The 20,140-nt window shown below is 68.8% G+C and carries 17 protein-coding genes; 8 read left to right on the top strand and 9 right to left on the bottom strand.

Features of this window, described 5'->3' with window-relative positions:
* Positions 1-68 precede the first annotated feature (68 nt).
* Both AC57B5_RS17510 and sbcD read right to left on the bottom strand, forming a co-directional pair.
* Positions 69-3,566, bottom strand: a complete 3,498-nt coding sequence (locus AC57B5_RS17510) for an AAA family ATPase (protein WP_496400003.1) — start codon at positions 3,564-3,566, stop codon at positions 69-71.
* Positions 3,563-4,840, bottom strand: a complete 1,278-nt coding sequence (gene sbcD, locus AC57B5_RS17505) for an exonuclease subunit SbcD (protein ID WP_496400002.1) — start codon at positions 4,838-4,840, stop codon at positions 3,563-3,565. Before sbcD ends, AC57B5_RS17510 begins: the two co-directional genes overlap by 4 nt.
* Positions 4,841-4,979: 139 nt before the next feature.
* Between sbcD and AC57B5_RS17500 the strand changes: the two genes are divergently transcribed.
* The 4 genes from AC57B5_RS17500 (at position 4,980) to AC57B5_RS17485 (ending at position 8,571) form a co-directional block, all read left to right on the top strand.
* The gene (locus AC57B5_RS17500) at positions 4,980-5,366 is read left to right on the top strand and encodes a VOC family protein (protein WP_154836116.1); all 387 of its coding nucleotides are present in this window, start codon (positions 4,980-4,982) and stop codon (positions 5,364-5,366) included.
* A gap of 90 nt (positions 5,367-5,456) precedes the next feature.
* On the top strand, positions 5,457-6,068 hold the full coding sequence (locus tag AC57B5_RS17495; RefSeq protein WP_013804555.1) for a class I SAM-dependent DNA methyltransferase: 612 nt from the start codon (positions 5,457-5,459) through the stop codon (positions 6,066-6,068).
* An 8-nt stretch (positions 6,069-6,076) separates the two neighbouring features.
* Complete coding sequence (locus AC57B5_RS17490; protein ID WP_496400001.1) at positions 6,077-6,922, top strand: tRNA-uridine aminocarboxypropyltransferase; 846 nt, start codon at positions 6,077-6,079, stop codon at positions 6,920-6,922.
* A 500-nt stretch (positions 6,923-7,422) separates the two neighbouring features.
* Positions 7,423-8,571: an acyltransferase family protein gene (locus AC57B5_RS17485; protein ID WP_013804553.1), complete on the top strand. Its 1,149-nt coding sequence runs from the start codon at positions 7,423-7,425 to the stop codon at positions 8,569-8,571.
* Positions 8,572-8,652: 81 nt separating this feature from the next.
* Here the strand turns inward: AC57B5_RS17485 and AC57B5_RS17480 are convergent, their stop codons facing one another.
* The 3 genes from AC57B5_RS17480 to AC57B5_RS17470 all read right to left on the bottom strand — a co-directional run bounded on the left by AC57B5_RS17480 (position 8,653) and on the right by AC57B5_RS17470 (position 12,224).
* Positions 8,653-9,300: a DUF924 family protein gene (locus tag AC57B5_RS17480; protein ID WP_496400000.1), complete on the bottom strand. Its 648-nt coding sequence runs from the start codon at positions 9,298-9,300 to the stop codon at positions 8,653-8,655.
* A gap of 199 nt (positions 9,301-9,499) precedes the next feature.
* A complete protein-coding gene (yjjJ, locus tag AC57B5_RS17475; protein WP_496399999.1) occupies positions 9,500-10,870 on the bottom strand; it encodes a type II toxin-antitoxin system HipA family toxin YjjJ in 1,371 nt (456 codons plus the stop codon).
* Positions 10,871-11,150: 280 nt separating this feature from the next.
* The gene (locus AC57B5_RS17470) at positions 11,151-12,224 is read right to left on the bottom strand and encodes a porin (protein ID WP_043825391.1); all 1,074 of its coding nucleotides are present in this window, start codon (positions 12,222-12,224) and stop codon (positions 11,151-11,153) included.
* Positions 12,225-12,497: 273 nt separating this feature from the next.
* Here AC57B5_RS17470 and AC57B5_RS17465 point away from each other — a divergent pair, with 273 nt between their 5' ends.
* Positions 12,498-13,067 carry a DUF1439 domain-containing protein gene (locus tag AC57B5_RS17465; RefSeq protein ID WP_065346849.1) on the top strand — a complete coding sequence of 190 codons (570 nt, stop codon included), beginning with the start codon at positions 12,498-12,500 and terminating at the stop codon, positions 13,065-13,067.
* Positions 13,068-13,106: 39 nt separating this feature from the next.
* Here the strand turns inward: AC57B5_RS17465 and AC57B5_RS17460 are convergent, their stop codons facing one another.
* Positions 13,107-14,093, bottom strand: a complete 987-nt coding sequence (locus AC57B5_RS17460; protein WP_013804548.1) for a Bug family tripartite tricarboxylate transporter substrate binding protein — start codon at positions 14,091-14,093, stop codon at positions 13,107-13,109.
* A gap of 142 nt (positions 14,094-14,235) precedes the next feature.
* On the opposite strand from AC57B5_RS17460, the gene AC57B5_RS17455 reads away from it, so the two are divergent.
* Together AC57B5_RS17455 and AC57B5_RS17450 are read left to right on the top strand one after the other, a co-directional pair.
* On the top strand, positions 14,236-14,958 hold the full coding sequence (locus AC57B5_RS17455) for a glutathione S-transferase C-terminal domain-containing protein (protein ID WP_012202839.1): 723 nt from the start codon (positions 14,236-14,238) through the stop codon (positions 14,956-14,958).
* 132 nt (positions 14,959-15,090) lie between these two features.
* Positions 15,091-16,137 (top strand): pirin family protein, encoded by a 1,047-nt coding sequence (locus AC57B5_RS17450; protein WP_496399998.1) that lies wholly within the window; start codon positions 15,091-15,093, stop codon positions 16,135-16,137.
* A gap of 16 nt (positions 16,138-16,153) precedes the next feature.
* Here the strand turns inward: AC57B5_RS17450 and AC57B5_RS17445 are convergent, their stop codons facing one another.
* The 3 genes from AC57B5_RS17445 to AC57B5_RS17435 are packed head-to-tail and all read right to left on the bottom strand — an operon-like array spanning position 16,154 to position 19,026.
* Entirely contained in the window at positions 16,154-16,606 is a 453-nt protein-coding gene (locus AC57B5_RS17445; protein ID WP_088165816.1) for a carboxymuconolactone decarboxylase family protein, read from the bottom strand.
* Positions 16,607-16,622: 16 nt separating this feature from the next.
* Positions 16,623-17,993 carry a lyase family protein gene (locus tag AC57B5_RS17440; RefSeq protein WP_492385948.1) on the bottom strand — a complete coding sequence of 457 codons (1,371 nt, stop codon included), beginning with the start codon at positions 17,991-17,993 and terminating at the stop codon, positions 16,623-16,625.
* 16 nt (positions 17,994-18,009) lie between these two features.
* Positions 18,010-19,026: a Bug family tripartite tricarboxylate transporter substrate binding protein gene (locus AC57B5_RS17435; protein WP_496399997.1), complete on the bottom strand. Its 1,017-nt coding sequence runs from the start codon at positions 19,024-19,026 to the stop codon at positions 18,010-18,012.
* Between the two features lie 100 nt (positions 19,027-19,126).
* Here AC57B5_RS17435 and AC57B5_RS17430 point away from each other — a divergent pair, with 100 nt between their 5' ends.
* Complete coding sequence (locus tag AC57B5_RS17430; protein WP_013804542.1) at positions 19,127-20,029, top strand: LysR family transcriptional regulator; 903 nt, start codon at positions 19,127-19,129, stop codon at positions 20,027-20,029.
* The last annotated feature ends 111 nt before the right edge of the window (positions 20,030-20,140 follow it).

The following is a 20,140-nucleotide window of genomic DNA, read 5'->3' as shown; positions in this document are numbered from 1 at the left end:
GGCGGCCACGCAGGCCGTGCCCGCAGGATGGTGCAGGCGTTGGGCGGCAGTTTGGTGACAGTTCCGCATCACGAAGAAACCACCAGCCTCGAATGCCCCACGCCACCGCCTTTCTCCACCCGCACCTGCACGGCGATGCGCTCCTTGAGCGCCTCCACGTGGCTGATGATGCCGATCATCTTGCCGCTGTCGTTGAGCCGGTCGAGTGCGTCGAGCGCGATCTCCAGCGTGTCGGCATCGAGCGTGCCAAAGCCTTCGTCGAGGAACAGGGAGTCGATGGAGGTCTTGTGGCTGACCAGGTCCGACAGGGCCAGTGCCAAGGCCAGGCTGACGAGGAAGGCCTCGCCGCCCGATAGCGTGCGCGTGTCGCGCGGGGTGTCGCCCTGCCAGCTGTCGACGATGTCCAGTTCCAGCTCGCCCTCGGGCTTGCGGCGCAGCAGGTAGCGGCCGTGCAGGCGGGCCAGGTGGAGGTTGGCCAGGTGCAGCAGGTGGTCCAGGGTGAGGCCCTGGGCGAAGCGCCGGTATTTGTCGCCCTTGGCCGAGCCGATGAGGCCGTCCAGGTGCTGCCACAGGTCGCTGTCGCTGGCCTGGGCGGCGATGTGCTCGAACAGGGCCTGCTGACCCTGGCGGCGGCGTTGGTCGTCGGCCAGCTGGGCGCGGGCGCCGCCCAGTTGTTCGCTGAGTGCCGTATGGCGCTCCTGCAGTGTTTGCAGCAGCGCCTGGATGGCTTCGGGTGCCAGGTCGGTCAGGGCCTGGGCCTGCAGATCCGCGTGCTCGCGCTGTGCGGCTTCCTGCAGGGTGGCTGCGCGCTGTTGTGCCGCCTGCAGTTGCTGGCGCAGCGCGGCCAGGCGCTGGCGTTCGGGTGCGGGCAGCAGGGCCTGCAGGAAGGCGGGCTCGTCAACAAAGGGGCTGGTGCCCAGGGCGGCCTGCCATGCGGATTCGGCCTGGGCCGCTTCCTCACGCTGGCGGGCCAGCGTGGCCTGGGCCTGTTGCTGCTGGCCTTGCAGGGCATCCTGCTGGCGCGTGAGAGCGGCGATGTCGCTGGCGCATTCGGCCAGGGCCTGCGGCAGCTGTTCCACGGGCGGCAAGGGCAGGGAAGGCGGCTCTGCCACAGCCGTATCGGCGGGATGGGGCTGCGCCGTTCTCTGCCCCTCCCACTGTGCCTCCCACTGTGTTTCCGACTGTTTTTTCCAGCGCTGCGCATCGGCCTCGGCAGCCTCGCATTCCTTGCGCTGCAAGGCCATGGATTGGGCCAGTTGCTGCAGGTCGTGCCGGGCCTGTTGCCAGTGCTGCCATTCGGCTTCGCGCGCTTCAAGCCAGGGCTGGGCGTCGTCGGGCAGGGTGTGGCCGGCCTCGCCGAGTGAGGCCTGCAACTGCGCGTTCAGCGCCTGGGCTTCGGCCTGCAGGCCGGCGATGGATTGCTGCAGTTCTTCGCGGCGTGCGCTGTGGTCGGCCAGGGCCTGCTGCTGCAGCGCAAGCTGGCCTTGCGCGGTCTGCAGTGACTGGCGGCTGTGCTGGGCAGCGTCCTTGGCCTGTTGCACGGCCTGCTCGCCTTGCTCGGCGGCCTGCACGGCGCGCTTGAGCGTGTCCAGCTGGCGGGCGCAGGCCTGGGCCGATGCGGCGAGGGTGTCGGCCTGTTGCCAACTGTCTGGCGCGAGCTGCAGGGGTTGCGTGAGGCCCTGCCATGTGTCGTTCCATGTGTCGTGCCATCGCGCGATGTCCTGTTCCAGTTCGTCGGCCTGGCGCTGGCGCGCAGCCTGCGCGGCCGTGGTGGCGGCCAGAGTGGCGCGGGCGGTTTCGCCCTGGGTTTGCAGGGCGTCGAGTTCATCCTGCTTGCGGCGCAGCGCGGCTTCGGTGGCCGAGGCGTCCAGCGCTTCGTAGGCGGCCACGGCCGGGTGCTCGTGCGCGCCGCACAGCGGGCAGGGCTGGCCGGGCTGCAGGGCGTGGCGGTGCTCGGACAGGCTTTGGATGCGCTGCTCCTGCAGGAGCAGGGTCTGCTTGTCCGCGACCTGTTCCTTGACGCTCTTGTACTGCTGCCGCAGGGCTTGCAGCGATGTGTCCTGCGCCCGCGCCTGTGCCTCTCCATCGCGCAATTCCTGCTCCAGCGCAGCTTGCTGGCGCGCAAGTTCGCGGCGCTGCGCGGCCTGGGTTTCTGCCTGGCGCCACAGGTGCAGGCGGTCCTGCTCTGCCTGCTCGCGCGCGCGCAGCTCGGCCATGCCGCCGCTGCCTTGAAGGCGCTGCGCCTGTTCGTCCTGCGCGTGCTGGAGTGCGGCGCTGGCGCGGGCCTGGGCGTCGGTGGCGGCCTGGACCTGGGCCGCGCCGGCTTCGGCGCTTTGCGCCATGCGGGCCTGTTCGGCATCCAGCTTGCGCAGGGCTTGCTGCTGGTTGGCCGCTTGCTGTTGCTGGCTGGCGCGCAGCTTGAATTGCTGGCGCCAGCTGCCCAGGCGCTCGCCCAGCAGGGCATGTGCGGCATGGTGTGTGCAGAACTGTTCCAGCGTTTGGTGCTCGGCCTGCTGGCGTGCCAGGGTGTCTTGCGCGGCCTGGGCCAGGCGGGCGGACAGGGCCTGGGCATGGCGGTGCTGCAGCAGCAGGCGGGCCTGGGTTTGCTGTTCGTGCTCGCGCAGTTGCTGTAGTTGCTGGCGGCTGTCATCGCAGGCTGCGGTGCTGCGCTGCCAGGCCTGGTGCAGCGGCTGCAGCGCCTGCGCGGGCTCGTCGCGGGCCAGGCTTTCCAGTTCGGGCGCGGCCTGCTCCAGTGCCTGGGCGGCGTCTGCGCAGCCGGTGCGAGCGGCCTGCAGTGTCTGGGTGGCCTGGGCCAGTTGCTGCTGCCATTGGTGCTGGGCCTGGGCGCGCAGGTAGTCGGTCTGCAGCGTGGCCTGCTCCGTCACCAGGCTGTCGGCCTGGGCCTGCAGGGCATCGCGCGCCTCGGGCGTCAGCAACTCCACGCCATCGGCCTGGGCCTTGAGCTGGTCCAGGCGCTGGCGCGCATCGCGGGCGCGTTCGAAGACTTTCTGCGAGATGAGGCCGTAGATCTCGGTGCCTGTCAGCTCTTCCAGCAGGCCGGCGCGGACGTTGGCATTGGCTTCAAGGAACGCCGCAAAGCCGCCCTGGGCCAGCAGCATGGACTTGGTGAAGCGCTCGAAGTCCAGCCCGGTGATGGCGGCGGTCTGCTCCAGCTTGTCGCGCGTCTGGCTGCTGAGGATGCTGCCATCGCCACGGGCCAGTTCCACCTTGGGCGCCTGCAGTGCGCCATCGAGCCTGTCGCGTGCGCGGCGCTGGCTCCAGAAGGCGCGGTAGACCTGCCCCTTGACCTCGAATTCGACCTCGGCCAGGCAGTCTGCCGTGTGGCGCGTCATGAGGTCGTTGGCCGATGCCGAGATGTTGTTCAGCCTGGGTGTCTGGTGGTACAGCGCCAGGCAGATGGCATCGAGCAGGGTGGACTTGCCCGCGCCCGTGGCCCCGGTGATGGCGAACAGGCCGTTGCCCGCGAACGGTGCCTGCGTGAAGTCGATGCGCCATTCGCCCTTGAGCGAGTTGAGGTTCTTGAGCCGCAGCGTAAGGATCTTCATGCGCGGGCCTCCTCGCCGTATTCGCTGGCGCCTGGCTGGGGCGCATCAAGCCCGGCCACCACTTCCTGGTAGCGCCGGGTGAGGGCCTGGGCCAGGCCGGGCTCCAGTGTTTCCAGCGCCAGGCGGCGCTCGAAGACGTCGGCGGGGCTGATCTCGTGCAGCGACTCGCCAGCGGCGGCGGCCATGCCGGCCACCGCCCGGCCGCGCTGGCGCCGCACGCGCAGCAGCTCCACCGGCAGCTCATCGGCCAGGGCCTGCACGCGGTCGGTGAGCTGGGGCAGGTAGTCGTCCTGCTCCACCACCACCTCCAACCACACGGGCCGTGCAGGGCTGCCGGCCTGGGCGGTGGCGCGCATCAGATCCGGCAAGGCGGTCAGGCTGCCTGCCACCGAGGCCATGGGCTGAAAGCAGGGCACGGGCAGCGGCGTGACGGCCTGCAGCCCTTCGGGGCCCAGGTCCACCAGCAGCATCTGCTTGGACTGGCGGGCCTCGTCAAAGCTCAGCGCAATGGGCGAGCCGCTGTAGCGGATGTGCTCCAGGCCGCCCACTTTCTGCGGCTGGTGGATGTGGCCCAGGGCCACGTAGTCGGCGGGCGGAAAGGCCGAGGTGGGGAAGGCGTCCAGCGATCCCACGTAGATCTCGCGCACGGACTCGCTGCTGCTGGCGCCCACGGTGGTGAGATGGCCCGTGGCGATGATGGGCAGGCGCTGGCCGGATGCGGCGGCCAGCGCGTCACGGCGTGCCATGGCGGCGTCGTGCACGCTGCGGTAGCAGGACTCGATGGCGGCCTGCAGCGCCTGCTGCTTTTGCTCGGCGCTTTGGCCGGGCTGGCTCAGCACCAGGTCGCGCGGGCGCATGAAGGGCAGGGCGCAGACGATGCAGCCGGGCGCGGCCGGCTGCCCCGGCCGGCGCCGCAGCGGCAGCTCGACCACGTGGCTGGCCGTCTCGCCCACGGCGGCAACCACGGTGGTGTCCAGGCAGGCCAGCAGCTCGCGGTTCTCTGCCAGCGTGGCCACGGAGTCGTGGTTGCCGCCCAGCAGCAAGAGGGCCACGCCCGCCGCATGCAGGCGCACCACCAGCTGGCTGTACAGCTCGCGCGCATAGCTGGGCGGCGCGCCGGTGTCGAAGATGTCGCCCGCGATGAGCACGGCATCGACCGCCTGGGCATCGACCTGCTCCAGCAGCCAGTCGATGAGCGCAGCGTGCTCGGCCTGGCGGCTCTTGCCCATGAAGTGCTGGCCCAGGTGCCAGTCGGAAGTGTGAAGAAGGCGCATGGTTTCGGTATCGCGGTATCGGTGCAATGTCCGCCGGCTGTGGCGGGGGCGACAGTATGGTCGCTGGCGCGCATGGGTGACAGCAGGACGGCGTGCCGCAGCTAACATCCCGGTTCGCATCAACCAAGGAGACACAGGCATGTTCAGCCACGTCATGGTCGGGGTCAACGACCTCGAAAAATCCAAGCAGTTCTACGACGCATTCCTGGGCGCGCTCGGCGTTGCGCCGGGCATGGCCAACAAGAACCGTTATTTCTACCGCAGCGCGGGCGGCACGTTTGCCATTTCCACACCGATCAACGGCGAGGCCGCCTGCCACGGCAATGGCGCGACCATCGGCTTTGCGACGCAGTCGCCCGAGCAGGCCGACGCGGCCCATGCCGCCGCCGTGGCAGCCGGGGGCGTGACCTGCGAGGATCCGCCCGGCTGGCGCGAGGCTTCGCCCGGTGGCCGGCTGTACCTGGCCTATGTGCGGGATCTGGATGGCAACAAGCTGTGCCTGCTGCATCGGCCGCCGAAGGCCTGAGCGAATACCGCATCCCGGCATATACAAACCCCTCTGCGCCATACTCCCGCCCGAACGCGCCCACCGGGCGCTCACCCCCAAGGAGAATGCGTGCAATCAGCAAGTGACCAGTGGTTCGACGAGGCGTACTACCAGCGCTACTACTTCGACAAGAAGACCAGCGTGGTCGATACCGAGCATGTGAACCGTCTGGGCGCTTTCGTCTGTTCCTACCTGAGTTATGTGCGCGTGCCCGTGCGCCGCGTGCTGGATGTGGGCTGCGGCATTGGTCTGTGGCGCGAGGCGGTGCAGCGCCACTTCCCCGGTGCCAGCTACCACGGCGTGGAGTTCAGCGAGTACCTGTGCGGGCGCTTCGGTTGGGAGCGCGGCTCGGTGGTGGACTATGCAGCGCATGATCCTGCAGAGCCCTTCGATCTGGTGATCTGCCAGGGCGTGCTGCCCTATCTGAGCCCGCCGGATCTCAAGCGCGCGCTGGCCAATCTGGGGCGGTTGAGCCGAGGCGGTCTGTATGTGGAGGCGGTGGCGCGCGAGGATTACGAACGCGGCGTGATCGATGAGGATCTGACCGATCCGCGCCTGTTCCGCCACCGGGCCGATCTGTACCGGCGCGGGCTGGCCGAGCATTTCAAGGAACTGGGCGGCGGCGTGTGGCTGAGCCGCCGCGCCGAGCTGCCGCTGTTCGAGCTGGAAAGCGTGGGATGAGCCTGGAAATGTCAGCTGTGCCTGCTGCGGCGCAGGATGCCTGCGTGCCTCTGTCCTATCTGCGCGGCGTGGACTCCGGCGTGGCGCCGCATGCGGTCTCGCGGCTGCGCACGCAGCGGCTGGCGCGCAGCACGCGGCCGTTTCTGTCGCGCGGCGGGCCGCGCGGCGAGCGCTGCGAGGGTTGCCGGCTGCGGCCTTCGCACTGCCTTTGCGCGCTGCGTCCCATGCTGCCGACGCGGGCGGGCTTTTGCCTGCTGATGCACGATGCCGAGCCGCTCAAGCCCAGCAATACGGGCTGGCTGATCGCCGATGTGGTGGAGCAGACGCATGCCTTCGGCTGGGCCCGCACCGAGGCCGATGCGGGCCTGCTGGCCTTGCTCGATGATCCGCAGTGGCAGCCCTATGTGGTGTTTCCCGGCGAGTTCGTGGAGCCGCCGCAGCGCGTGGTGCATGCGCTGCCGGCGCCCCGAGCCGGGGTCGAACCGAACCAAGGCCGGCGCCCGCTGTTCATCCTGCTGGACGCGACCTGGCCCGAGGCGCGCAAGATGTTCCGCAAGAGCCCTTACCTGGACCGCTTTCCGGTGCTGAGCCTGCACCCGGATCAGGTCTCGCAGTACCGCCTGCGCCGCTCGCAGCGCGAAGACCATTTCTGCACCAGCGAGGTGGCGGCCCTGTGCCTGGAGCTGACGGGCGACGTGGGTGACCGGCGCGCGGGCCGTGCGCTGGAGAGCTACCTGGCGCTGTTCACCGAACACTATCTGCGGGCCAAGAACCAGCAGCCGGTGCAGCCAGACAGTGACGCGCGCCGTGGTCTGCAGGACGCGATCTCTTCCGTTTGTCCGTCTGCTTGTTAAAAACGATAGCGGAAGAAGCTGGTATTCATTGGGATTGGTGGCGTTTTGTTCCAAATTGTTGACGGCGCATCCAACTCCCTCGCCCCTGTGTGCGCCGGCGGCTCAGCAGGGCGGCGTGAGGTAGGGCGCAGCAGCGTCGGCGACAACTTCCTGTTACGTTCCGGCCGCGGTGCGCTGCCCATACTCGCGGCGTGCGATGAGAGGTGGACAGGCGGCGGGGCGGGGTGACCCAGGACTCCAGGCCGAATGTCCATCGAACTTGGCCCGCAGGCGGTGATGGCTAAAATCGGATTTCGCTGAAATTCATCAGCCATTGCCCTGCACTGCAGGGCATGTTCGTGCACGCAGGGCCGCCCGTAGAGGCGGCCCGCATCCTCCAGGTGCGCCGCAGCCGCGGCTCGCGGATTGCTGGTCACAGCATCCGCCGGGAACCTTGGGGCGTGCCGTCTCTCTTATCGCGCTGGACCATGCGTTGCGACCCTCCCGGGGACGGCTGCGCCATGTCCGCGTGCTCCATTTTTCATGGGGTTTGTTCATGGCCCGGGGCGTATGCCCCGGCGTTGGAAAGGTGTCCGGTTTTGGTGGTCAAGGATTTCAAACTGCACTACAACCCCGCCCTTGACGGGCTGCGGGGCGTGGCGATCCTGTTGGTGATCTTGTCGCACTCCCATGCGCCTTTGTTCGATGGCGCATTCTTCGGGGTGGACCTGTTCTTCGTGCTCAGCGGCTATCTGATCACCTCGCTGCTGCTGATGGAGAACGAATCCGAAGGCCGCATCGGCTTCTGGCGCTTCTATCGCCGCCGCTTCTATCGCCTGATGCCGGCGCTGGCCCTGTTCCTGGGCGCGTACTGCATCTTCGCGCCCTTGCTGTGGCCGGACCTGAACGACATCTACACCGATGCGCTGGTCTCCATCCTCTATCTGGCCGACTACGGCATCGCCTTCTTCGACAGCCCGGACACGCTGCTGCACATGTGGTCGCTGTCGGTGGAGGAGCATTTCTACCTGATCTGGCCGCCGCTGCTGGTGCTGCTGCTGCGCTTTTCCAAGCCGGGCCGTCTGTGGCGCCCGATTGCCCTGCTGTGGGCGCTGAGCTGGCTGTGGCGCGTGTACTGGGTGGACCAGGGCCAGCACTTCTATGAGATCTTCTTTCGCTTCGACACCCGTGCCTCGGGCCTGTTCGCCGGTGCGCTGCTGGCGGCGGTGATGATCGAGCGGCCCGACTTCATCGCTGCACTGAAGGCGCGCATGCACCACGCCATGTGGGTGCCGCTGGCCGTGCCGCTGTTGATGGCGCTGCAATGGGACAACCAGGACGCCATGGTCTGGGGCATCACCGTGGTGGAATGCGCCGCCGTGGTGCTGCTGGTGGCGGCAAGCCAGGGCTCGGGCCTGGTCTTCGACATGCTGTCGTCGCCCACGCTGGTGAAGCTGGGCCGCCTGTCCTATGGCGTCTACCTCTGGCACTACCCGGTGGTGCGCTATCTGCGCGCCGACTTCTCGTGGCCCGTGGTGGTGGCGCTGGGCCTGGCGATCTCGGTGGCGCTGTCGGCGCTGTCGTTCTACACGATCGAGCGCTGGGCGCTGCGCATGCGCGATGGCGAGCGCAAGGGCGGCGAGCGCCAGCCCCAGGCGCAGCCGGCCTGAATGCCGGAAGCGCGCCGAAAGCAAAAAAGGGAACGTTGGCACGTTCCCTTTTTTTGTGGGTGAAGGAGATCCGCTGCGCTCTCAGAACCCTGAGCCGGGCTGGGACAGGTACTGCAGTTCCTCGGCCGTGCTGGTGCGGCCCAGGATGGCATTGCGGTGCGGAAAGCGGCCGTAGCGCACGATGACGTCGCGGTGCCGGTGGGCGTAGTCAAGCGTGCCGGCGAGGAACTCGCGCACGCCCTCGCCGCCAGCGTCACCGGCCTGGTCGGCCAGGGCCTGGAAGGCGGCCACGCTGCGGTCCTGCAGGGCCAGGTCTTCGGCATGCTCCAGCGGCAGGTAGCAGAAGATGCGCGCCACGGCTGGCAGGTCGGCATGGCGGTCATGGCCCAGGGCGATGCCATCCAGCGCCAGTTGCAGCGCCTGCGGGTCGCCTGCAAAGCTGCGTGCCGTGCCCCGGAACAGGTTGCGCGTGAACTGGTCCAGCAACACGATCAGCGCCAGCCGCCCCAGGGCCGTGCGGGCCCAGCCGTCCAGTTGGCCGGCCAGCGCATCTTCGACCAGGGCGCCGAAGCGCTCGCGGATCTGATCGTCAGTGGCATCGGACTTGATGAACCACAGGTTCTTGCAGGCCAGGGCGCCCGCGTTGTCGGGATGCGCGGAGCCCAGCCAGTAGCTGAGCACGTCGGCGATGCGCGGGTCTGCGGCGTGAGAAGGGGCAATGCTTGTCATCGGTGGCCAGGCTCTTGTCGGATGAGGAAGCCTTCGATTGTGCAGGCGGTGGCGTACTGCCCTTGTGGATGGCGGTTTTGCGCAGATGAAGCACAGCTTGTGCAAATGTTTTTCAAGAGGATGTGCACAGATTTTTCAAGAGAAATTACCGGCGTTATCCACAGATTGGCATCTGAATTTCATTGCTGTTGCCTTTCAATCAGGCACTCATGAATTCAAGATTTCGCGCAGCGATGCTGCGAAATTCCCCGGAGATGCGCGCATCCTGCGCCACGGTCTGCCAGAAGCGGCGTGCCAGCGCCTGGGCATGCGGCCATTCGGCCAGCGTGGCGGCCGTGGGTCGCTGGGGCTGGGCGCCGAAGTCGCGCTCCACGATCTCGCCGTTGATGGGCATGTAGAGCATGGGCAGCATGTCGTAGGTGGGCGACAGCGCCCAGTCGCCATGGGGCTGCGGCAGCACGAAGGAGATGTTGCCGTAGTGCCGGTCGGTGTTGGCGATGAGCTGGCCGTAGGCTTCGAGCAGGCGCAGGCTGCGCGCGTCGGCCTCGGTGATGAGGCCGCGTGCGGCCAGGCGGTTGGCCGTGGCCGCCCAGTTGTCCACCTCGCCCACGTACTGGGCATTGAGCACCTGCAGGGACACCATGCCGATGCGTCCAGGGTTGCTGCCCGGGTGGGCCTGTAAGACGGGCACATCGCCATCGCCCGGCGCCGGCTGGCTGCGGTCGAAGCGCTCCGATTCGAGGAAGGCGCGGCCGCCATCGAGGAACAGCCGCGTGCGCGCTGCGGGCAGGCCGTCTTCGGCCAGGGTCTGCAGTGCCAGGTGCTCGCAGACCAGCAGGTCGCGGATGCGCTGCTCGGCCGGCGCGTTGCCTGCCGGGGAGAACTTGACGATGACGCTGCGCCCGGCCGTGATGCAGCAGAACTTGGGCTGCTCGCCGCCCGCCGACGAGCCCGGATGCGTGCCCTGCATGGCCTGCATGGCCAGGCGCGGATAGTCGGCCGCAGAGGCGGCGCGCAGCGTGCGCGCGGGCAGGGAGTGGAAGCGCTCGAAGGCGGCTTCGCCCACGATGAGGTTGCCCGGCAGGTCTTCGCCAAAGCGGGCCAGGGCGCGCAGCACATCGTCCTCGCCCCACTGGCGCGGGTCGCCGCCCAGCTGCAGTTCGGGGTGGCTGTGCGCAAAGCTGCGGCCGATGAAGCCCTGGGGCCGCATGTCGTCCAGGAACCAGGGCAGGCCGTCGTGCTGCTCGCTGAGGCCGTCGGCCTCATCCACCCAGAAGCCGCCGCCGTGCAGGGCGATCATGCGGCCGAAGGGTGATGCATGGCCTTCGGTGTCCACGCGCATGATGGCCACCTCGGCGCCCACGCCCGCCACCTGGCGCGGCAGCACATAGCGCTGCGTGCGCGCCGCCCCCACCTTGCGCACCTGGCCCGACTGGATCAGCGGTGCCAGCGCGCGCGACACCGTGGGCTGGCTCACGCCCAGCATCTGCTGCAACTCGCGCGCCGCCAGCGCACCGCCCTGGCGGCGCAGTGCTGCCAGCACCTGCAGGGAGAGGTCTTCAGTGGGCATGGGGAATCAATTCATGAATGGATGAAACAAGGGGTTAATTTATTGAAAATCAAGGATTTATGCAAATCCATGAATGGATATATGAATAGATAAAAAAACCGCGCCCAAGGGCGCGGCAAAGCTGGATTTCGCGGCGGCTTGCAGGTCTGCGAATCACGATCACAGCCTGTGAAACTGGCGTGCTCCAACTCAGAGACGCCGAGCAAGAGCCGCCTCGCGGCGGGGGCGCCTAGCCGAGGGCGTCGTCCCCTGGGGGAAGCGGCGCCAGCCGCTCAGGGGGTCAGAAATTGTGCGTGATACCCAGGCTGATGCCGCTGGCGCGTGTCTTGTTGCCTGCGCCCTGGTAACCGTTCTTCCATTTGGTCGTGTCCAGCTCCAGGAACAGGCTGGTGCGCTTGGACAGCTGGTAGTCCACGAAGCCGATCAGGCGCTGGAAGCCGTCGTCGCCCTGGCCCGTGCGCTCGCGGTCCACCTTGTAGTAGCCGCCGTTCAGGCCGATGACGGGTGTGATGGCGTAGCGTGCGCCCAGCGCCAGGATCTTGTTCGTGGTTTTCGCGGTGTCGCTGGTCTCGGCCTTGTTGCGGCCGTAGTTGAGCATCAGGCGCAGGTCGCCACGGCTCCAGGCGCCACCGATGTTGGCGGCGTCCAGCGTGCGTCCGCTGGCGTCGTGGAACTGGGTGTAGGCGCTGGTCAGCACCAGATCGTCCTGGCGCCAGTCCAGGCCCAGGCCGCGCGTGTCCAGGCGCGAGGCCGACACGCCGGTCTCCCCGAAGCTGTACATGGCGCGCGCCGTGAGGCCGCCAAAGCTGCCCGAGTACTTGATGGAGTTGTTGACGCGGTTGGAGCCCACCTTGGTGTTGGTGGCGCCCCATTCGTTGTTGAGGCCGTGGCCCGTGAGGCTGGTGACCTGGATGTTGGGGTTCAGGCCCGCAAAGCGCAGGGCGATGGGATCGACCAGGCCCACGGAGTCGGAGATCAGCGTGTTCTGCCGGCCAGCCGTGACCGCGCCCCAGTGGCCGGCCAGGCCCACGATGGCCGCCCGGTCGAAGGTGCCGGCCACGCCGCCGATGCCGCCCACGTCGGCGCCCAGCGTGGATTCGAGGTTGAAGATGGCGCGCAGGCCGCCGCCCAGGTCCTCGCTGCCGCGTATGCCCCAGCGGCTGGTGGGACCCACGCCGCTGTTGACCGAGCCCATGCTGCCCGCAGCCGGCGCATTGGCGCCCGACAGGCCGCTTTGCGCGCGCACCGACACGTCGATGATGCCGTACAGGCTCACGCTGCTGGTGGACTGCGCCAGGGCGGGGCCGGCCGCGCAGCCTGTGGCCAGCAGGGCGAGGGCGATGTTCTTCTTCATGGTGTCTCCTTGATTTCTTCTGGAAGGCGGGAACTTTGCGAGCGGCCGAGTTTCCGTATGGGAGCCGGTACTGCCTATGTCCGGCGGGCACTAGCTGCTATGTCGTTTCGTTCTCGAAGTGGCTGCGCGCAGGTGCCGGGCAACACCCACTGCCGGGACAGGGAATAGCCCCTGGCGGGACAATGTCGCTCTCAAAAAACATAGCGCCATGCGTATGACATGCATGGCGCTTCAGGGTTTCGTGTCGGGCTTTCTGAGGCTTGTGCTGTCGTGATGAATCGCCGCTTTTTGTTGATGGTCGTGGCAGCGGGCTGGAGCCTGGCCGCGACCGGATGTTCGGGAAAGTCCGGACCTGGGAATGTCTCGGTTTCGCGGCAAAGGCTGCAGGAGGTGGTGGCCCAGCGCTTTCCCCGGCAGTTCCCCGTGGCCGGCATGCTGCAGCTCAAGCTGCATTCGCCGGTGCTGGGATTGCTGCCCGAGCGCAACGCGCTCAATGCGGTGCTGCAGGCCGATCTGTCGGGGCCCGTGCTCAAGCAGGGCTATGGCGGCCATCTGAACTTGGACTTCGCGCTGCGCTACGAGCCCACGGACCGCACGCTGCGCGCCCACCAGATCAAGGTCAACAGCCTGGTCATCAATGACCTGGCGCCCGCCATGAGCGACATGCTCACCACCTACGCCAGCGCGCTGGCCGAGCAGGCGCTGGGCCAGCTCGTGCTCTACCAGCTGCAGGACAAGGAACTGGCCCTGATGGACTCGCTGAACATGGAGCCCGGCGCCATCACGGTGACGCCGGACGGCCTGAGCGTGGCCCTGGTCCAGAAGCCCGTCGCGCCGCGCTGAGCGCAGCGGCGCGCCTTCGTCCTTCCCTTCGCCCGCGTCTCAGTCCGCGCGGATATTGGCGGCGCGAATCACCTCGCCCAGCTCGGCGCTCTCGGCCTGAATGAAGGCGCCGAACTCGGCCGGCGTGCCGCCCATGGGCGATGCGCCGATGTCGGCCAGCTTCTGCAGCACGGCGGGCTGGGCCAGGCTCTTGTTCAAAGCCTGGTTCAGCGCCTGCACCACGGCCGGCGGCGTGCCGGCCGGCGCCACCAGGCCCCACCACACGGTGGCCTGCACATTCACGCCCAGCGAACGTGCCGTGGGCACGCCCGGCAACAGGCGCGAACCATTGTGGTTGAGCACCGCCAGGGCGCGCAGCGCGCCGCTGCCCACATGGCCTGCCACCTCCAGCGGGTTGATGGCCATGAAGTCCAGCCGCCCGCCCAGCAGATCGGTCACGGCGGCCGAGCCGCCCTTGTAGGGGATGTGCACGGCCTGGAAGCCGCCTGCGCGCTCCAGCAGGGCGCTGGCCATGTGGCCCGAGCTGCCCACGCCAGCCGTGCCATAGGACAGCGCGCCGGCCTTGGCCTTCCCGGCGGCGATCAGCTCGGCCAGGTTCTTGTGAGGCGACTTGGCGTTGACCACCACGACCAGCGGCGCCTCGCCGATGCGGCCCACCGGGATGAGGTCCTTGAGCGGATCGAAATTGAGCTTGGCGTACAGCGCCTTGTTGGTGGTCAGCGTGTTGGATGCCGTCAGCAGCAGGTAGCCGTCGGCCGCACCGCGTGCCACCGCGCCCATGCCGATGTTGGTGCCGCCGCCGGGCTTGTTGTCCACCACCAGGGACTGGCCCAGCAGCTCGGCCATGGGCGGCGTGACCAGGCGCGTGATGATGTCCACGCCGCCGCCGGGCGAGTAGGGCACGACCACGGTCACGGGGCGCTCGGGGTAGCCGGCCGCTGTGGCGACCAGGGGCAGGGCCGCCCAGGCGGCGGCGGTGGTGCCGAGCAGGGCCAGTGCGTGGCGGCGGGTGGAATGTCTTGTCATGCATGTCTCCGTTGATTGTTATGACCCGGCGGCAGGGCCGGGTCTGCCATTATTTAGCGTGCCAAGCATGGCTGGGCGTCGAACGTTACGATGCAGCGGCCATCGATTTCTTGGCGAACCCGTCCAGCCTTCAAGGTGCCCCATGACTTCACAGAATCCGCTTTCCGCCTTTTCCGTCACGCGCAAGTGGCCGGCCACGCAGCCGGACCGCATCCAGCTGTATTCCCTGCCCACGCCCAACGGCGTCAAGGTGTCGATCGCTCTGGAGGAGATGGGCCTGCCGTATGAGGCGCACCGCGTGGGCTTCGAGAGCAATGACCAGCTCTCGCCCGAGTTCGTGGACACCTTTCCCAACAACAAGATCCCGGCCATCCTGGACCCGCAAGGCCCGGGCGGGAAGCCGCTGGCGCTGTTCGAGTCGGGCGCCATCCTGGTCTACCTGGCCGAGAAGACCGGCAGCCCGCTGCTGCCCGCCGACCCGGCCGCGCGCTATGAAACGCTGCAGTGGCTGATGTTCCAGATGGGTGGCGTCGGCCCCATGTTCGGCCAGCTGGGTTTCTTCCACAAATTCGCGGGCAAGGACTTCGAGGACAAGCGCCCGCGCGACCGCTACGTGAACGAGTCCGTGCGCCTGCTGGGTGTGCTGGAGCGCCGCCTGGCCGGCCGCGCCTGGGTGATGGGCGAGCAGTTCACCATTGCCGACATCGCCCTGTGGCCCTGGGTGCGCAACATGGTGGTGGAGCAAGGCTACAACGCGGCCGAACTGCTGGGCTGGGAGCGCTTTCCCGAGCTGCAGCGCGTGCTGGCCGCCTTCGTGGCGCGCCCGGCCGTGCAAAAGGGCCTGGTGACGCCGCCGCGCAACTGACCCGGCGGGCGTTGCATTCCTGGGCCGCACTGTCCCAGCCATGGTGGCTTTCAAAACGGGCGCGGGGGCCGCATCTGTCCGAGAATGCAGCGCCCCCTTTTTTCTTGCGGGCGCAGCCTCACAGGAGCCACGATGACCGCAGCCACCACCCCCGTCCTCCAGAGCCAGCCGCTGGGCCCGCTGTGGCCCACCATGGACCCCTTCCTGTTCTGTGCCCACCATGACGATGCCTATCCGCCCAGCGATGGCCGCCTGGGCGTGCAGGCCGTGGACCTGGAAGGCCGCCAGATGGGCAGCGACTTCAGCCGCAAGGACGGCTTTTCCATGTACCACGGCGACGGCGTGCCGGGCTTTCCCGGCCATCCGCACCGCGGCTTCGAGACCGTGACCCTGGTGCGCAAGGGCCTGATCGACCATTCCGATTCGCTGGGCGCGGCCGCGCGCTTTGGCGGCGGCGACGTGCAGTGGCTGACGGCCGGCAAGGGAATCCAGCATTCGGAGATGTTCCCGCTGCTCGACAGCGACGCGCCCAATCCGCTGGAGCTGTTCCAGATCTGGCTGAACCTGCCTGCGCGCTCCAAGATGGTGGAGCCGCACTTCACCATGTTCTGGAACGAGCGCATCCCGCGCCTGGAGCACGCAGACGCCGCAGGCCGCAGGACCGTGGTCACCGTGGTCGCAGGCAGCCTGCCCGGCGCGGCGGCCGCCCTGCCGCCGCCGCCCGAATCCTGGGCCTCGCAACCCGAGGGCGACGTGGCCATCTGGACGCTGCGCCTGGAGCCCGGCGCACGCTGGACGCTGCCGCGCGCAGCCGGTGCGGACACGCAGCGCATGCTGTATTTCTTTGCTGGCCAGGCACTGCAGGTCGGGCCCACGGCGCTGGCCCAGCATGCGGCCCTGCATTTGGATGCCACGCAGGACTGGGAACTGCACAACAGCGGCGCCGACGCCGTGGAATGCCTGGTGCTGCAGGGCCGCCCCATTGGAGAGAGCGTGGCGCAGTACGGCCCCTTCGTGATGAACACGCAGCAGGAAATCATGCAGGCCATGCAGGACTACCGGCGCACCCAGTTCGGCGGGTGGCCCTGGGCCGAGCAGGACCCGGTGCATGGCGCAGAGAACCGGCGCTTTGCGCGCTACCCGGGCGCTGCGGCCGAGGAGCAGCCTCCGGCCGCCTGAGTCCGGTCAGGCCGCGTCAGGCCGTGTCTGCGGGCGGATGAAAGCTGGCCGGCGCGGGCGTGCGCCCCAGCTCCTTGAGGATCTTCAGCGTGATGGCCATGCCGGTGTTGCCTGCGGGCACGCCGGCATAGACAGCGGTCTGCAGCAGCACTTCGCGGATGGTGTCCAGGTCCAGCGGCGCGGCCTCGGCATCGGCCGGGTCGGCCAGCAGGCCCGTGCGGATGTGCAGCTCGAACTCTTCCCAGCGGCCCATGGAGGCCGTGATGGCCAGCACCATGATGCGGCGCGTGCGGCGCTCCAGGCCGGGGCGGCTCCAGATGCCGTCCCAGGCATAGGCCGTGATCATGCGCTGGAACTCCACATTCAGTTCGTTGGCGCGCGCCACGGATTGGTCCACCCATTCATCGCCCAGCACGCGGCGGCGGTTGGCAAGGCCGCGCTGCAGGGCGTCGGCGGAAGATTCGGTCATGGCGGGGGTTCCTGTGTCAAGCATGGAAATGGGCATTGGCGTGGGTCTGCGGCGCTGCCAGCAGCGCCAGGCACGCATCATGCGATGCCTGCACGGCGCGGGCCGGGTCGCAGGCACGGGCCAGCGCATCTTGCAGCGCCTGCAGGGCCGCTGCGTCCAGCCGGGGCGCAGCCCATTCGGCCAGCAGCAGGCGCAGCTCGCGCCCCTGCTCCAGCGCCTGCGGGGCCAGCAGCTCCACGGCGGCCAGGGCCTCGGGCTTGCCTGTCCAGGGTGCCATGGCGTGCACGCAGGCCTCTGAAAACACCAGTCCGTGCAGGCCCCGCACATGGCCCAGCATGCGCTGCGGATGCACCTGCAGCGACTGCGCGGCCTGGCGCAATGCGGCGGCGGCTCCATGCACATGGCGCCACAGGTCGGGCCAGTGTGCGACCTCGGCCTGCCACTCGCCCAGCGCGCGCTCATGGGCCTGGGCCATGCAGCCCAGCAGCAGGGCCGCGAGCTGGGGGATGGCCTGGGCCTGTGCCACTGCCTGCATCAGGTGCACGGGATTGCGCTTGTGCGGCATGGCGCTGGAGGTGCTGCCGCGCGGCGCCTCGCTGACCTCGCCCACCTCGTACTGCGACATCAGCGACCAGTCCTTGGCCAGCTTGGCCAGGCTGCCGCCGCATACGGCGGCCTCCATGGCCAGGCGCATCCAGTCGTCGCGCTGGGTATGCCAGCTGCGGCCGCAGGCCGACAGGCCCAGGCGCCGGGCCAGTGCCTGCTCCACCTCGGCACGGTGGCTTCCCAGCACGGCGCCATTGCCCACGGCGCCGCCCAATTGCACGCACAGCGCAGCGGTGGCAAGCCTTTCAAACTGTTCGATGCTGCGGCCCACGGCGGCAGCCGACTGCGCGCACTTGAAGCCGAAGCTGGTGATCTGCGCGGGCTGCAGCAGGCTGCGCGCCAGCATGGGCGTGGCCGCGTGCGTGCGGGCCAGGGCCTGCAGTGCGGACTGCAGCGCGTCCAGCTCGGCCAGCAGCGCCTGCAGGGCCTGCTGCGTGAGCAGGGCCTGCGCCGTGTCCACGGCGTCCTGCGTGGTCGCACCCCAGTGCAGCCAGGGCAGGCCTTCGGGGGCGTGGGCCTGCAGCCACTGCTGCAGCGGCCGCACCACGGCCAGGCCCAGCGCGCCGCTGGCGCGTGCCTGCTCCACCACGCCTTCGCACGTGAGCGGCGCCTGCGCGCAGGCGCGCGCTATGGCCTCGGCGGCCGGGCGCGGCACCAGGCCGCAGTCGGCCTGGGCCTGGGCCAGCGCGCTCTCGAAGCGCAGCAGCGCGTCCAGCCAGCGCGCGTCTGCAAACCAGTGGCCGCTGTCGGCCGGGCCCAGATAGTCCTTCACCAATGACATGCTGTCCTTGCCGGTCTCAGGCCGTGGCGCCCGAGGCCTTGATCACGGCCGCCCACTTGGCGCTCTCCACCTGGATGCGGGCCGCGTACTGCGCGCCATCGCCCAGCAGCGGCACGGCGCCCTCGATGCCCAGGCGCGACTGGAAGGACTCGGCAGACGCCACCTTGAGGATGTCGCGCCCCAGCGCGCGCACCGTCTCGGCAGGCGTGCCCCTGGGCGCGAGGATGCCGTAGGTCAGCGAGCTCTCGAAGTCGGCCAGCGCACGCACGCCGGACTCGGCCACCGTGGGCACGTCGGGCAGCTGGGGCTGGCGTTTGGCGCCGGTCACGGCCAGGGCGCGCAGCTTGCCGGCCTTCACCAGGGCCATGGCCGCGGGAATCACGCCAAAACTGAAGTCCACATTGCCGCCCACCAGGTCGGTCAGCGACGGGGCCGTGCCCTTGTACGGCACGTGGATGGCCTTGGCGCCCAGCGCGTGGGCGAACATCTCGCCCGTCAGGTGGCCGCCCGTGCCCGAGCCGCTGGAGGCGTAGTTCATCTCGCCGCTGCGCTTGCGCATCTGCTCGGCCAGATCGGCCACGCTGCGCGCGGGCGAGGAAGCCGGCACCACCAGCAGCAGGGCCGACGAGGCGAACATGGCCACCGGCTGCAGATCGGTGGCCGCATTGAACTTGAGGCCCGGATACAGCGAGGGATTGATGGACACCGTGCCCGTGTGGCCCAGCAGCCAGGTGCTGCCGTCGCTGGCCGCACGCACCACGGCTTCCGTGCCCAGGTTGCCCCCCGCGCCGGCCTTGTTCTCCACGATCATCCCGTAGCCGAAGGACTCGTTGAGGCCATGCGCCATCTGCCGCGCAAACACATCGTTGCCGCCGCCTGGCGCAAACGGCACCACCAGGCGGCTGCCGCGCTTTTGGGCCCAGGCCGGCAGCGCACAGGCGGCCAGCGCGGCGGCGGCGGTGGACAGCCACATCCGGCGCGGCAAAGAGGTCTGAGAGGCTTGAGCGGTTTGAGAGGTGGGCCGGGAATCCATGCGTCTGTCTCCTGAAATAGTCGTTGTCACGCAGTGTGGTGCAGCGCAGCCTGGGAAAACAGCAGTTGCATCTGCGTTGTGATTCAAGAAAATGTGTGAAATGGACGTGAGATACATACACAATTTCTTGAGAGTGGTGGACACCGGCTCCATGTCCGAGGCCGCTCGCCAGCTGGATCTGAGCCCCTCGGCCATTGCCCAGCAAATGCGCGTGCTGGAAGGCGAGCTGGGGGCGCCGCTGCTGGTGCGCCATGGCCGCAGCGTGCGCGCCACCGAGGCGGGCGAGCGGCTGTTCGAGCGTGGCCGCCAGCTGCTGCAGGACTTCGAGGGCCTGCGCGAATGGGTGGCCTCGGATACAGACGGCGGCGAGCTGCGGCTGGGCACCGTGAACACGGCGCTGCACGGCTTTGTGCCCGCCGTGATGCGGGCCTTCGTGGCGCGCCACGCCGAGGTGCGCATCAGCGTGCGCGCCGGCCTCACGCCCGAGCTGTACACGGCCCTGGTCCAGTCCGAGCTGGACGTGCTGATCTGCCTGCAACCCTCGTTCGACCTGCCCAAGACCGTGTGCTGGGCCGAGCTGCGCCAGGAGCCTTTGGTCGTGCTGTGCCGCGCCCGCGATGCGCAGCAGGACCCGCTGGCCCTGCTGCGCACCCGGCCCCTGGTGCGCTACGACCGATCCCTGGCCGGTGGCCGGCTGGCCGACCGCTACCTGCGTGCGCAGGGCATTGCGCCGCTGGAGCGCATGGAACTGAACTCGGTGCTGGCCGTGGCCATGATGGTGGACCAGGGCCTGGGCGTGGGCCTGGTGCCCGACATAGGCCCCGTGCTCTCCCAGGGCCGCGACGTGCGCGTGCTGGCGCTGCCGGAGCAGGGCGCTGCTGCGGACGGCGCCGGCTCCCGCCCCGCCGATGCGCGCAAGGTGGGCCTGCTGTGGCTCAACACCTCGGCCCGCGCGCGCTGGGCGCGCAGCCTGCTCGAATGCGCGCGCGAGTGCCTGGCTTGAGGTCGGGCGGCCGGTGAACCCACGGCCGCGACGCTGGAATGCCCCAGGTCGCCGACAATGGCAGCTTTGCGCGGCGCGCCTTCTGCGCTGCGGTTTTCCAAGGCCTTTGCC

The organism is Delftia sp. BGA-UO-ETr-SB1 (genome assembly GCF_059567865.1).
Note: the sequence above shows the minus strand (reverse complement) of the source record. Positions and strands in the feature narration are given on the sequence as shown.